The organism is Pseudomonas sp. HLG18 (assembly GCF_051903985.1).
In the GTDB taxonomy this organism is placed as follows: domain Bacteria; phylum Pseudomonadota; class Gammaproteobacteria; order Pseudomonadales; family Pseudomonadaceae; genus Aquipseudomonas; species Aquipseudomonas fluorescens_BT.
In genome coordinates this window covers 5,477,335-5,489,891 of sequence record NZ_CP195831.1, presented here as the reverse complement: position 1 = coordinate 5,489,891, position 12,557 = coordinate 5,477,335, and the positions used below count along the sequence as shown (strand labels likewise).

Genomic DNA, 12,557 nt, shown 5'->3' with positions numbered 1-12,557 from the left:
AAAATATCGGTCATTCCACCTTTACTTGGAATTTTTTCATGAATGTAATTACCACCGACCTACCGGGTGTTCTGATCATCGAACCCAAGGTATTTGGTGACGAGCGCGGTTTCTTTTACGAAAGTTTCAATGCCAAGGCTTTTGAGGACGCAACCGGTATCACTCCGCATTTCGTCCAGGACAACCATTCCCGATCACAAAAAGGCGTACTGCGCGGTTTGCATTACCAGGTGCAACATACCCAGGGCAAACTGGTGCGGGTCACCGCAGGTGAAGTTCTCGACGTGGCGGTGGATATTCGCCGCAGCTCGCCGAACTTCGGTAAATGGGTGGCTGTACACCTGTCCGCCGACAATTACCGCCAACTGTGGATTCCGGAAGGTTTCGCCCATGGTTTCCTGGTGCTGAGCGACTACGCCGAGTTCCTCTATAAAACCACGGACTACTACACCCCGGCGGCCGAACGCAGCATTCGCTGGAACGATCCGGACCTGGGCATTGACTGGCAATTGACTGAAGCGCCGACGCTGTCTGCCAAGGACCAGACCGCAGCTTTTTTCAAGGACGCCGAAGTCTTTTCCTGAATCTCTGTGTGAATCTTCCACGCACGCGTATCCGAAAAAAGCGGATGCACAGATCAAGCCCGGCCCGGGCATAATGCGCCTGTTCCCCCAGGCGCTTGAGGATCATGACTCCACCCCTTCCCCGCAGACCTCGCTGGCGCAGCCTCGCCCTGCTGGCCCTGTGCCTGGCCCCGCTGCTGTGGCCGCTGCAACATCTGGCCGAGCGCTATTACCGCAGTGAACTGATCGGGCAGAACCGCCAGACACTCGACCTCTACGTCGCCAACCTGCTGGGCACCCTGCATCGCTACGAAGTGCTGCCACAGATCCTCGGCGACCTGCCGGCCCTGCGGGCGGTCATCGGTGCTCCGGACGATGGCGTCACTCAGGGCAATGCCAATCGCTTGCTGAAGAACATCGCCGCCCAGACCGGTGCCGAAGTCATGTACTTGATGGATACCACCGGCAAGACGCTGGCGGCCTCGAACTGGGACAAGCATGACAGTTTCGTCGGGCGCAATTTCTCGTTCCGGCCTTACTTCAGCGAAGCGATGGCCGGGCGGCTGGGGCGCTTCTTCGGCCTTGGCACCACGTCCGCCAAGCGTGGTTACTTCTTTGCCGCGGCCGTGCGCAATGGCGAAAAAATCATCGGCGTGCTCGTAATCAAGGTCGATCTCGACCACACCGAAAGCCTGTGGGGAAAAACCCCGGAACAGTTGCTGGTGACCGATCACAACGGCGTGGTCATCCTTACGTCGCGCCCGGAATGGCGATTCCGCTCGACCCGTCCGCTAAATGACGATGAACGCTCGGCGATCACCGCCATTCAGCCCTATCCGACTCGCTCACCGCGTCCGCTGAATCTCAGCTCGACAGCCTGGCTGACCCAGACCCGGGCGATCGAGGAAACCGGCTGGAGCGTCAGCATTCTTGCTCCGCGCACCTTGATCGACCGTCCGGTGCGGACCGTGGTGGCCGTTGGCGGCGCCACGCTGTTGGTGGTCATGCTGTTGCTCGGGCTGATGATGCAGCGCCGCCGACACTATCTGGAACGGATTGCCTTCGAAGCCAAGGCCCGGCGTGAACTCGAAGGTCGGGTTGCCGAACGGACCAGCGATCTGGAGGGGCTCAATCGGCGCCTGAAACAGGAAGTGCTGGAACGCGAGCACGCCCAGCAGGAGCTGGTGCGCGCTCAGGACGATCTGGTGCAGGCCGGCAAGCTGTCGGCGCTGGGCACCATGTCGGCAAGCATCAGCCACGAGCTCAATCAGCCGCTGGCGGCGATCCGCAGTTACGCGGAAAACGCCGAGGTGCTGCTTGACCATCAGCGCACCGACGACGCTCGCGGCAACCTTAAATTGATCAGCGAACTGACCGGGCGCATGGCATCGATCATCGCTCACCTGCGCGCCTTCGCCCGCCGCGATCGTCACGCCCCGGAAAGCGTGGCCCTGCAACCGGCGCTGGACGATGCGTTGGCGCTGCTGGCCAAACGTCGTCGGAGTATGGATGTCGAGCTGATCCGCGACCTGCCCGCCGCAACCTTGTGGGTCGAGGCCGGGGAAACCCGTCTGCGCCAGGTGCTCGGCAACCTGCTGGCCAACGCACTCGATGCCCTGACCGAGAAAGGCCCGCCGCGCAAATTGTGGCTGAGTGCCGAATCCACCGGTGAAGGCGTCAATCTGTACATTCGTGACAACGGCCCGGGGTTTTGCATGGAAGCCCTGGGCCGCGCCAGCGAACCGTTTTACACCACCAAGACCCGTACGCAGGGCCTGGGTCTGGGTTTGGCCATTTGCGAAACCCTGATGCGCGCCTTCGGCGGTGAACTGTCGTTCGCCAACCACAAGCAAGGTGGCGCCTTGATCACCCTGCGGCTGCGCGCCGGCGCGCCCGGGGTCAGCCTGCAACCGTCCGAGGATCGAAGTGCATGACCATCGACAACCGCATTCAGGTGGTGCTGATCGACGACGATCCGCACCTGCGTCAGGCCCTGGGCCAGACGCTGGATCTGGCCGGCCTGAAAATCCTTCCGCTGTCCGAAGCCAAGGGCCTGGCCGCCCAACTGGAGCGTGACTGGCCTGGCGTGGTGGTCAGCGACATCCGCATGCCCGGCATGGACGGTCTTGAATTATTGAGCGAACTGCACGCCCAGGACCCTGAGCTGCCCGTGCTGCTGATCACCGGCCACGGCGACGTGCCACTGGCCGTGCAGGCCATGCGCGCCGGTGCCTACGACTTCCTCGAAAAGCCGTTTGCCAGCGACGCCCTGCTCGACAGCGTGCGCCGCGCACTGGCCCTGCGGCGCCTGGTGCTGGACAACCGCAGCCTGCGCATGGCCCTCAGCGACCGCAACGAACTGAGCGCGCGACTGGTCGGCCAGTCCGCCCCGATGGCGCGTCTGCGCGAGCAGATCGGCGCACTGGCCGCGACCAAGGCTGATGTCCTGATCCTCGGCGAAACCGGTGCCGGCAAAGAAGTCGTCGCCCGCGCACTGCACGACCTGTCGAGCCGGCGCAACGGCCCGTTCGTGGCGATCAACGCCGGGGCACTGGCCGAGTCGGTCGTGGAAAGCGAACTGTTCGGCCACGAGCCCGGCGCATTCACCGGTGCGCAAAAACGCCGGATCGGTAAATTCGAATTCGCCAATGGCGGCACGTTGTTTCTCGATGAAATCGAAAGCATGAGCATGGACGTGCAGGTCAAACTGCTGCGCATGCTGCAGGAACGAGTGGTCGAACGGCTGGGCGGCAATCAGTTGATCCCGCTGGATATCCGCGTCATCGCCGCGACCAAGGAAGACCTGCGCCAGGCCGCCGATCAAGGACGGTTCCGGGCGGACTTGTATTACCGCCTCAACGTGGCGCCGCTGCGCATTCCGCCACTGCGTGAGCGGGGCGAAGACGCGCTGGTGCTCTTCCAGCACTACACCGATGAAGCCAGCGCCCGCCACGGTCTGCCACCTCATGAACTGCAACCGGCACAACGGGCGTTGCTGCTGCGTCACTCATGGCCGGGCAATGTGCGCGAATTGCAGAACGCGGCGGAACGTTTCGCCCTCGGCCTGGAACTGGCGCTGGACAATACTCAGACCGACGGCAGCAGTGGCACCATCGAGGTCACGAGTGGAGGCCTCAGTGAACAGGTGGAAAATTTCGAAAAGTCGCTGATCGCCGCCGAACTGGCCCGTTCGCACAGCTCGGTGCGCAGTCTCGCCGAAGCGCTGGGTATTCCGCGCAAGACCCTGCACGACAAACTGCGCAAGCACGGGCTGAACTTCGCCGACAGCAGCAGCCATGGAGACGAATCCGAATGAATCGTGACAGTCGCTATCTGGAATCTGTCCTCCATCACGACATTCCGCTGACCCGGGACATGGGCCTCAAAGTGCTTGACTGGCACGAGCATGAGTTGCGTCTGCACCTGCCACTGGAAGCCAACGTCAATCACAAGAGCACCATGTTCGGCGGCAGTCTGTATTGCGGCGCAGTGCTGGCCGGCTGGGGCTGGCTGCATCTGCGCTTGAAGGAAGAAGGCATCACCGACGGACACATCGTGATCCAGGAAGGACAGATCAGTTATCCGCTGCCGGTTACCGGCGATGCCAACGCCATCTGCGCAGCGCCGAATGCGGCCGTGTGGAAGAAGTTTCTGACGATGTATCAGCGCTACGGGCGGGCGCGATTGACACTGCAAACGCGAGTCGTCAATGCGGGTAGCGATGAGGATGCGGTGACCTTCAGCGGGCAGTACGTCCTGCACCGCTGAGGTGTGTAAGTGCGATTACGAACGGGCCAGTTCCAGCAGCTTCGTGCGCCACGCGGCTTTTGCCGGCAGCGCCAGGAAGAACTCGTTCAGCAGTGTTTCCCGCGCCGGGTAGCAGAACGCTTCTCCGTTCAAACTCAGCACCTCGCCACCTGCGCCTTCCAGCACGCCTTGCGCCGCCGCCGTGTCCCACTGGGATGTCGGCGCAAGCCGCGGATAGCAATCCGCTGCGCCTTCGGCCAGCAGACAGAATTTCAGCGAACTGCCGATATTGGCCAGTTGCAATTCGCCCAGGCTTGCACTCAAACCAGACAGCAGCCGCTCCTGCTCCGGACTCGAATGGCGACGGCTGGCGACCACGGTGAAGGCTTCGCCAGGCCCCGGCACGTCACGCACCTGAATCGCCACTGGCGTACCGCCCTTATCGCCACGCCAGGCACCCAGCCCCGCACCACCGACGTAGAAACGCCCATTGGTCGGCATCGACACCACGCCAAAAACTACCCGGCCATTTTCGATCAAGGCAATGTTGACGGTAAATTCTTCGCTGCCGCTGATGAATTCCTTGGTGCCATCCAGCGGATCCACCAGCCACCAGCGCTGCCAGCCGGCGCGCACGCTCTGCGGGATGCTGGCGTCTTCTTCGGACAACACCGGGATGCTCGGATCCAGGGCGGTCAGGCCAGCCACGATCACCTCGTGCGCGGCGATATCCGCAGCGGTCACCGGCGAATCATCAGACTTGGCGGTCACCGCCACATCGGCACGCCAGAACGGCAGAATCGCCTCGCCGGCCCGCAACGCCAGTTCAACCACCGGCGCCATCAACGGATGGGGAAAACTCATAGACATCTCACTCATGACTGAAAAAAGCCGCGCTGGGTCAGCAGATCGCGGGCCAGGTACAACGCCGCCAAGGCCCGACCTTCGGAAAATTGCGGATTTTGCGCCAATGAAGAAAGGTCCCGCAGGTTGATCTTGTCCACCCGCATCGGCTCCGGCTCGTCGCCTTCCAGGCGCTCTTCATACAGATTGCTGGCAAGCACCACCTGGATTTTCTGGCTCATGTAACCGGGGGACAACGACAGCTCGGTCAGGTGTTCCAGTTGCCGGGCACCGTAACCCGCCTCTTCCTTGAGCTCGCGCTCGGCCGCCGCCAGCACGTCCTCGCCCGGTTCGATCAACCCTTTGGGCAGTGACAGTTCGTACTCGTCGGTGCCGCCGCAGTATTCCTCGACCAGCACCGCGTGCTCCGCATCGAGCATCGCCACAATCATCACCGCGCCGTAACCGGCGCCCTTGCCCACCAGCCGCTCGTAGGTGCGCTCCACGCCATTGGAAAAGCGCAGCTTCAGCTCTTCGACGCAGAACAGACGGCTGGTGGCGACGATTTCCCGGGCGAGTACGGTTGGTTTCTGGCGCATGCAAAGCTCCTTGGCGTGAACGCGCTACTATAACGCGGCTTTTCCGATTGTTTGCGTCGGATATCTTTCTACCGTTCGAGACGTTGCCATGCCTTCATTACCGTGGTCCGACATCGATACCGTTCTGCTGGACATGGACGGCACGTTGCTGGATCTGCACTTCGACAACCATTTCTGGCTGGAACACTTGCCACAACGCTACGCCGAACTGCACGGCGTGAGCCGGGCCATGGCGGAGATGGAGTTGCAGCCGTTGTTCGAACGCCATGCCGGTCAATTGCAGTGGTATTGCCTGGATTTCTGGAGCGCGGAGCTGAAGCTGTCGGTGCGCGAACTGAAGCTGGAAACCGCCCACCTGATCGCCCTGCGTCCCGACGCCGACACGTTTCTGGCTGCCCTCAGACGCGCCGGCAAACGCGTGGTGATGATCACCAATGCACACCGTGATTCGCTGTCGCTGAAACTGGAACGAATTGAGCTGGCGCCGTACTTCGAGCGGCTGATCAGTTCCCACGATTACGGTTTTCCCAAGGAGAACCCGCAATTCTGGGACGCCTTGCAGGCCGACATCGACTTCGACCCGGCGCGCAGCCTGTTCATCGACGACACCTTGTCGATCCTGCGCAGTGCGCGGAATTTCGGCGTGGCGCATCTGTTGGCCGTCAGGGAACCGGACAGCCGCAAAGGGCCGAAAGACACCGGGGAGTTTGCGGCGGTCGAGGATTACCGGGATTTGATTGCCGGACTCTGAATGTTGCGGGAGTTGCCGAAGGCAGCTCCCGTAGCCTGTTGTTACTCGGGAATACGCAGCGTCTGCCCCGGATAGATCTTGTTCACGTCCTTGAGCAGCGGCTTGTTGGCCTCGAAAATCTTGTTGTACAGGTTGGCATTGCCATACACCGCCAGGGAAATCGCGCTGAGGGTGTCGCCCTTTTTCACCACCACGAAACGTGCGGCAGCCACCACCGGCCCGGTGACCGTGATCTGGTCATCGACACTGCCCACGCCTTCGATATTGCCGACGGCCAGCAGAATCTTCTCTTTCTCTTCCTGGCTTGCCACTTCGCCGGTGACCGTCACCTTGTCACCGTCCACGGTCGCCTGGACATTCGGGTTACCCAACCCGACCTTGCTGATGTGCTCCTTCAATTGCTCGCTGGCATTGGCGTTGCCGGGGGTCAGCAGGTCGATCAGTTTCTCACCTGCTTCTTTTACAAAGCTCAAAAGACTCATAGCGCACACTCCTTGATTTAGGTTCCAGACGCCCAAGCCTAGACCACCGCGAACCAGCCCGGTTCCGGCCCGACCAATGACCCTGCCCCCGCGCAAGCGGTAGAATCGCCCACCCTTGCCAGCGCCCCGGAGCGAAGATGGACATCAAGCAGCTGAAATTCCTCATCGCCCTCGACGAAACCCGCCACTTCGGCCAGGCCGCCGCCCGCTGCCACATTACCCAGCCGACCTTGTCGATGCGCCTGCGCAGCCTCGAAGAAGAACTCGATCTGCCGCTGGTCAATCGCGGCCAGCGCTTCGAAGGTTTCACCGCACCTGGTGAACGCGTGCTGGCCTGGGCGCGCACGGTGCTGGCGGCTTATGACGGCCTGCAGGCGGAAGCGGCAGCCTGTCGCGGCAACCTGATTGGCACCTTGCGTCTGGGGGTCGTGCCGCTGTCGAGTTTCGACCCGCTGCCGTTGATGCAACGCTTGCACGCCGCACACCCGGACCTGCGTTTCGAGCTGTCGGCGCTGAGTTCGGAGCAGATCCTCGAACAACTGGCGGACAACCGGATCGACATCGGCGTGTCCTATCTGGATCGTCTCGACAATGAGCGTTTCGAATCCCTGGCGTTCGACGAAACCCGCATGGGCCTGCTCTACGATCAGCGTTCCTTCAGTTTCGGCGAAGCACCGCTGAGCTGGCAGGCGCTGATCGAACTGCCGCTGGGCATGCTCACCAGCGGCATGCACTTTCGCCAGTCCATCGACCACAACTTCCACAGCCGCGGCCTGACACCACAGCCGTTGTTGCAGACCGACGCAGTGCATCAATTGTTACAAGCTGTGCACGGCGGATTCTGCTGCGCGATCATGCCGCTGGACGGCGGCCTCGAAAGCCTCACCGATCACCTGCGCCTGCAACCGATCGAAAACGCCCAGACCCTCGCCCGCCTGGGCTTGATCATGCGCCGCGGCGCCCCGCGTTCGGCATTGGCCGAGGCCTGTTTCGCGCTTTATCAGAAATCGCCAGCGGCCGCTTGATCGACGGCATCTATCGATAGATCGACACTAGCGATTAGACGCGACAAGTTGCCGCGCCTAGTCTTAACGTTGATCAATACCTCGGTGATGCCATGAACGCCAAGCGCCCGGCCTGCGCGGCGCCTGCACTCGAAACGCCCGCGCCCGCCGCCAGTCAGACCTACAGCTACAGCGACCTGCCCCTGGCGGAGTCGGCCAGCACCGCGCTGGCCGAAGAAGTCGCACTGGCGATTGCCTACAACGGCATCAGCCAGGCGGTGATGCTGGTCACCCCGACCGACCTTGAAGACTTCATCGTCGGCTTCAGCCTCGGTAGCGGCATCATCGAAGACTCCTCGGACATCTACGACCTGCAACTGACCGGTGCCGGCTCGGCGCAATACGCGCAAGTGACCATCGCCAACCGCGCCTTCTGGAACCTCAAGCAGCAGCGTCGGCAACTGGCCGGCACCAGCGGTTGCGGGTTGTGCGGCGTCGAAGCGGTGGAGCAGGCGCTGCCTGATCTCAAGGTTTTGCCCGGCGCACCGTTGCCGCCCGCCGAATGGCTCGACGGTCTGCGCCAACGCATCGGCGCCTTCCAGCCATTGGGCCAACATTGCGGCGCGGTGCACGCGGCGGTGTTCATGAATGCCAGCGGCGAATTGCTGCTGGGTCGTGAAGACATCGGCCGGCACAACGCTCTCGACAAACTGATCGGCGGCCTGATCCGACAAAAGATATCCACAACCGGCGGCCTGGCGATCGTCACCAGCCGCTGCAGCCTCGAATTGATCCAGAAAGTCTTGCGTGCCGGCATCCAGACCCTCGTCAGTCTGTCCGCGCCCACCGGCCTCGCCGTGCAATGGGCCCGGCGCCACCACCTCAATCTCATCCACCTGCCGCAGAAGAACGCGCCGCGGGTGTATAGCCCAGAAATGGAGAAACACTCGTGAGCCAACACCATCAAGCCGACCAGAAACCCGTCCCGCGCTACAAGCCTTACAAGGGCGCTGCCGGCGGCTGGGGCGCACTGATCAGCGTGGCCCAGGCCTGGCTGACCAGCGACAATGCGCTGAAGAACCTGCGCATGATGCTCAAGACCAACCAGAACGGCGGCTTCGACTGCCCGGGCTGCGCCTGGGGCGATTCCCCGGAAAGCGGCATGGTCAAGTTCTGCGAGAACGGCGCCAAAGCGGTGAACTGGGAAGCGACCAAACGTCGGGTGGACGGCAAATTCTTCGCCAAACACAGCGTCACCGCTTTGCTGGAGCAGAGCGACTACTGGCTCGAGTATCAAGGTCGCCTGACCGAGCCGGTCGTGTATGACGCCGAAACCGATCGCTACAAGCCAATCAGCTGGGACGATGCCTACGCGCTGATCGGCAAACACCTGCAAGCGCTGTCGAGTCCGGATCAGGCCGAGTTCTACACCTCGGGCCGCGCCAGCAACGAAGCGGCGTACCTGTATCAACTGTTCGTGCGCGCCTTCGGCACCAACAACTTCCCCGACTGCTCGAACATGTGCCACGAGGCCAGCGGTGTTGCGTTGGCGCAAAGTGTCGGTGTCGGCAAAGGCACCGTGACCTTCGACGACTTCGAACACGCCGATGCAATTTTCGTCTGGGGCCAGAACCCCGGCACCAACCACCCGCGCATGCTTGAGCCGCTGCGTGAAGCGGTGAAGCGCGGTGCTCAGGTGGTGTGCATCAACCCGCTGAAAGAGCGCGGCCTGGAACGCTTCCAGCACCCGCAGCACCCGATCGAAATGCTCACCAATGGCGACAAACCGACCAACACCGCGTATTTCCGCCCGGCACTGGGCGGCGACATGGCGGTGTTGCGCGGCATGGCCAAATTCCTGCTGCAATGGGAGCGCGATGCGCAGAAGGCCGGCGCACCGGCGGTGTTCGATCACGATTTCCTCAATGAACACAGCGTCAACGTGCTGGAATACCTGGGCGTCGTCGATGACACGCCGTGGGAGCAGATCGTCTCGCAGTCCGGCCTGACCTTGGTCGAGATCGAGCAAGCGGCGCGCATGTACGCCAAAGGCAAGAACGTGATCATGTGCTGGGCGATGGGCATCACCCAGCACCGCCATTCAGTGCCGACCATCCAGGAAATCGCCAACCTGATGCTGCTGCGCGGCAACATCGGCAAGCCCGGCGCCGGTCTGTGCCCGGTGCGCGGCCACAGTAACGTGCAGGGCGACCGTACCATGGGCATCAACGAGCGTCCGCCGGTGGCGTTCCTCGACGCCCTGGAGCGTCGCTTCCAGTTCAAGGTGCCACGCCACAACGGGCACAACGTGGTCGAGGCGATTCACGCGATGGCCGAAGGTCGCGCCAAGGTGTTCATCGGGCTGGGTGGCAACTTCGCCCAGGCCACGCCGGACAGCCCGCGCACCTTCCAGGCCCTGAGCAACTGCGACCTGACCGTGCAGATCAGCACCAAGCTCAACCGCAGCCACCTCGCCCACGGCAAGGACGCATTGATCCTGCCGTGCCTGGGCCGTACCGACATCGACATCCAGACCGAGGGCCCGCAAGCCGTCACCGTGGAAGACTCGTTCAGCATGGTGCACGCCTCCAATGGTCAGCTGCAGCCGCTGTCGAACCAGATGCGCTCGGAGCCGTCGATCATCGCCGGCATCGCCGCCGCAACCCTGGGCAGCAAACCGGTGGACTGGAACTGGCTGGTGGCCGACTACCGGCGCATTCGCGAACTGATCGCCGACACCATTCCGGGCTTCAAGGACTTCAACGAGAAGGTCAAGAACCCGGGCGGTTTCTACCTGGGCAACAGCGCCGGCGCGCGCAAGTGGAACACCACATCGGGCCGGGCCAACTTCAAGCCGAACCTGCTGCCCAAGGACCTGATTCACGAACGCACCCGCGCCACCGGCAAACTGCCGGACCTGATCCTGCAATCGATGCGCTCTCACGATCAGTACAACACCACGATTTATGGTCTCGACGACCGTTATCGCGGCGTGAAGGGACAGCGTGACGTGTTGTTTGCCAACGAGGCGGACATCATTCGCCTGGGCTTCAAGCCCGGGCAGAAGGCTGACATCGTGTCGTTGTGGGACGATGGACGCGAGCGTCGGGTGAAGGGCTTCACGCTGCTGGCGTTCGATATACCGGCGGGGCAAGCGGCGGCTTATTACCCTGAAGTGAACCCGTTGGTGCCGCTGGAAAGCACCGGCGATGGCAGCCATACGCCGACGTCGAAGTTCATCGCAATCAGGTTGGAGGCGGCGAGTGAGACGGGACTGATCATGGCCAAGTCAGCCTGAGACGGCGCCTGAACGAGCCCGCTCGCGAAAGCGGCAGCCGAATCAATGATCTTTTCCTGCGCGAACACTTTTCAACCGCCCACAAAAAAGGCCGCTTTGTGATCAAAGCGGCCTGTCCGAAGTAGTTAAAGACCGGCGAAAAACGGTTAAGTTCCACCCAAAAATCAGTAGCTTGCAGAATTGTATACAGGTCGTGCTATTCGTCGGATTTCGATTGTCACGTCCATTGCAGAGCCTCAGGATCGCGCCGTCATCCCTTTGAGGCTCCTCTATGAAGTTCTCCCAGATTCTCTTGTTGTCCCTTGGCCTGGTCAGTGGCTTCGCTTCTGCCGGAGGCACCACCGAAGCAGGTGTGGGCGGCGCATTGGGCGGGGTTCTTGGCTCGGTCGTCGGTCAGTCTTTAGGCGGCAGCACAGGTTCAACCATTGGCGCGGCCCTGGGTGGCGCGGGTGGTAGCGCGGTGGGCGCCAACAAACACAGCCGTGGCGAAGCCGCCATTGGCGGTGCATTGGGCGCAGCCGGCGGTAACGTGGTCGGCCGCAGCATGGGCGGCACCACCGGCAGCCTGATCGGCGCCGCAGCAGGTGGCGGCGCCGGTGGCGCGCTGGGTAACTACATGGGCAACGAGAGCAATCGCGAAGACCGCTATTACGATCGCGGCCGTGACCGTGGTCGCTACTACCGCGACGATCACCGTGGTCGTGGCCACGCGTACGGCCATCGCAAGCATCACCGCTACTACCGCGACTGAGGCCTGACCTCGTTGCCGGTACAGCCAAATCGCAGCTCCCCCGAGCTGCGATTTTTTTTGCCTGTCAGATCGCCAGCCGTTCCAGCGCTCCGCGCAAACCCGCAGGGATCGCCACCGGCTGGTTCGATGCACGATCAACGAACACATGCACGAAACGCCCCGCCGCACAGGCTTCATGCTCGCCAGCCTTGAACACGGCCAGCTCGTATTGCACTGAACTGTTGCCCAGTTTGCCGACCCGCAAGCCGACTTCGATCAAGTCCGGGAACGCAATCGAGGCGAAGTAATCGCAAGACGAACTCACCACAAACCCCACCACCTCGCCATCGTGAATATCCAGCCCACCGACCTGAATCAGGTAGGTATTCACGGCCGTATCGAAAAAGCTGTAGTAGGTGACGTTGTTGACGTGGCCATAGGCATCGTTGTCGTGCCAGCGCGTGGTGATCGGCTGGAAATGCGGGTAATCGGCGCGTTGCGGCATCGGGTTGGACATCAGTGTCGATTCCTTGAGTGATC

The 12,557-nt window shown here is 62.1% G+C and carries 13 protein-coding genes; 9 read left to right on the top strand and 4 right to left on the bottom strand.

The window, feature by feature from the left end; translation table 11 throughout:
* Positions 1–38: 38 nt before the first annotated feature.
* The 4 genes from rfbC (at position 39) to ACSPX5_RS25230 (ending at position 4,331) form a co-directional block, all read left to right on the top strand.
* Positions 39–584: a dTDP-4-dehydrorhamnose 3,5-epimerase gene (gene rfbC / locus ACSPX5_RS25245; protein ID WP_169428421.1), complete on the top strand. Its 546-nt coding sequence runs from the start codon at positions 39–41 to the stop codon at positions 582–584.
* Positions 585–688: 104 nt separating this feature from the next.
* Positions 689–2,497, top strand: coding sequence for a sensor histidine kinase (locus ACSPX5_RS25240; RefSeq protein ID WP_207866854.1), 1,809 nt, complete (start codon positions 689–691; stop codon positions 2,495–2,497).
* Positions 2,494–3,879 carry a sigma-54-dependent transcriptional regulator gene (locus tag ACSPX5_RS25235; protein ID WP_439820472.1) on the top strand — a complete coding sequence of 462 codons (1,386 nt, stop codon included), beginning with the start codon at positions 2,494–2,496 and terminating at the stop codon, positions 3,877–3,879. The genes ACSPX5_RS25240 and ACSPX5_RS25235 overlap by 4 nt, the downstream gene beginning before the upstream one ends.
* Positions 3,876–4,331: a YiiD C-terminal domain-containing protein gene (locus ACSPX5_RS25230; RefSeq protein WP_207866853.1), complete on the top strand. Its 456-nt coding sequence runs from the start codon at positions 3,876–3,878 to the stop codon at positions 4,329–4,331. The genes ACSPX5_RS25235 and ACSPX5_RS25230 overlap by 4 nt, the downstream gene beginning before the upstream one ends.
* Positions 4,332–4,346: 15 nt before the next feature.
* On the opposite strand, the gene cysQ is transcribed toward ACSPX5_RS25230, so the two are convergent.
* Together cysQ and nudE are read right to left on the bottom strand one after the other, a co-directional pair.
* On the bottom strand, positions 4,347–5,180 hold the full coding sequence (gene cysQ, locus ACSPX5_RS25225) for a 3'(2'),5'-bisphosphate nucleotidase CysQ (RefSeq protein WP_169432583.1): 834 nt from the start codon (positions 5,178–5,180) through the stop codon (positions 4,347–4,349).
* A gap of 5 nt (positions 5,181–5,185) precedes the next feature.
* On the bottom strand, positions 5,186–5,752 hold the full coding sequence (nudE, locus tag ACSPX5_RS25220) for an ADP compounds hydrolase NudE (protein WP_169428417.1): 567 nt from the start codon (positions 5,750–5,752) through the stop codon (positions 5,186–5,188).
* An 88-nt stretch (positions 5,753–5,840) separates the two neighbouring features.
* On the opposite strand from nudE, the gene yrfG reads away from it, so the two are divergent.
* On the top strand, positions 5,841–6,503 hold the full coding sequence (yrfG, locus tag ACSPX5_RS25215) for a GMP/IMP nucleotidase (RefSeq protein WP_207866852.1): 663 nt from the start codon (positions 5,841–5,843) through the stop codon (positions 6,501–6,503).
* A gap of 41 nt (positions 6,504–6,544) precedes the next feature.
* Here yrfG and lysM read toward each other — a convergent pair whose 3' ends face one another.
* Positions 6,545–6,985, bottom strand: a complete 441-nt coding sequence (gene lysM / locus ACSPX5_RS25210; RefSeq protein WP_439820471.1) for a peptidoglycan-binding protein LysM — start codon at positions 6,983–6,985, stop codon at positions 6,545–6,547.
* 137 nt (positions 6,986–7,122) lie between these two features.
* On the opposite strand from lysM, the gene ACSPX5_RS25205 reads away from it, so the two are divergent.
* The 4 genes from ACSPX5_RS25205 (at position 7,123) to ACSPX5_RS25190 (ending at position 12,038) form a co-directional block, all read left to right on the top strand.
* Entirely contained in the window at positions 7,123–8,010 is an 888-nt protein-coding gene (locus ACSPX5_RS25205) for a LysR family transcriptional regulator (RefSeq protein WP_169428414.1), read from the top strand.
* 92 nt (positions 8,011–8,102) lie between these two features.
* Positions 8,103–8,942 (top strand): formate dehydrogenase accessory sulfurtransferase FdhD, encoded by an 840-nt coding sequence (fdhD, locus tag ACSPX5_RS25200; RefSeq protein WP_323161062.1) that lies wholly within the window; start codon positions 8,103–8,105, stop codon positions 8,940–8,942.
* Positions 8,939–11,287 (top strand): FdhF/YdeP family oxidoreductase, encoded by a 2,349-nt coding sequence (locus tag ACSPX5_RS25195; RefSeq protein ID WP_323161061.1) that lies wholly within the window; start codon positions 8,939–8,941, stop codon positions 11,285–11,287. Before fdhD ends, ACSPX5_RS25195 begins: the two co-directional genes overlap by 4 nt.
* Before the next feature lie 271 nt (positions 11,288–11,558).
* Complete coding sequence (locus tag ACSPX5_RS25190) at positions 11,559–12,038, top strand: glycine zipper domain-containing protein (protein ID WP_169428411.1); 480 nt, start codon at positions 11,559–11,561, stop codon at positions 12,036–12,038.
* A 64-nt stretch (positions 12,039–12,102) separates the two neighbouring features.
* Here ACSPX5_RS25190 and ACSPX5_RS25185 read toward each other — a convergent pair whose 3' ends face one another.
* Positions 12,103–12,534 (bottom strand): acyl-CoA thioesterase, encoded by a 432-nt coding sequence (locus tag ACSPX5_RS25185; RefSeq protein WP_085712723.1) that lies wholly within the window; start codon positions 12,532–12,534, stop codon positions 12,103–12,105.
* Positions 12,535–12,557 lie beyond the last annotated feature (23 nt).

Bases quoted from the DNA above. Each gene is read 5' to 3' on its own strand.
- fdhD (WP_323161062.1), top strand. From the start codon at position 8,103: ATGAACGCCAAGCGCCCGGCCTGCGCGGCGCCTGCACTCGAAACGCCC.
- ACSPX5_RS25205 (WP_169428414.1), top strand. From the start codon at position 7,123: ATGGACATCAAGCAGCTGAAATTCCTCATCGCCCTCGACGAAACCCGC.
- lysM (WP_439820471.1), bottom strand. From the start codon at position 6,985: ATGAGTCTTTTGAGCTTTGTAAAAGAAGCAGGTGAGAAACTGATCGAC.
- ACSPX5_RS25235 (WP_439820472.1), top strand. From the start codon at position 2,494: ATGACCATCGACAACCGCATTCAGGTGGTGCTGATCGACGACGATCCG.
- rfbC (WP_169428421.1), top strand. From the start codon at position 39: ATGAATGTAATTACCACCGACCTACCGGGTGTTCTGATCATCGAACCC.
- ACSPX5_RS25185 (WP_085712723.1), bottom strand. From the start codon at position 12,534: ATGTCCAACCCGATGCCGCAACGCGCCGATTACCCGCATTTCCAGCCG.
- yrfG (WP_207866852.1), top strand. From the start codon at position 5,841: ATGCCTTCATTACCGTGGTCCGACATCGATACCGTTCTGCTGGACATG.
- ACSPX5_RS25240 (WP_207866854.1), top strand. From the start codon at position 689: ATGACTCCACCCCTTCCCCGCAGACCTCGCTGGCGCAGCCTCGCCCTG.
- nudE (WP_169428417.1), bottom strand. From the start codon at position 5,752: ATGCGCCAGAAACCAACCGTACTCGCCCGGGAAATCGTCGCCACCAGC.
- cysQ (WP_169432583.1), bottom strand. From the start codon at position 5,180: ATGTCTATGAGTTTTCCCCATCCGTTGATGGCGCCGGTGGTTGAACTG.
- ACSPX5_RS25230 (WP_207866853.1), top strand. From the start codon at position 3,876: ATGAATCGTGACAGTCGCTATCTGGAATCTGTCCTCCATCACGACATT.
- ACSPX5_RS25190 (WP_169428411.1), top strand. From the start codon at position 11,559: ATGAAGTTCTCCCAGATTCTCTTGTTGTCCCTTGGCCTGGTCAGTGGC.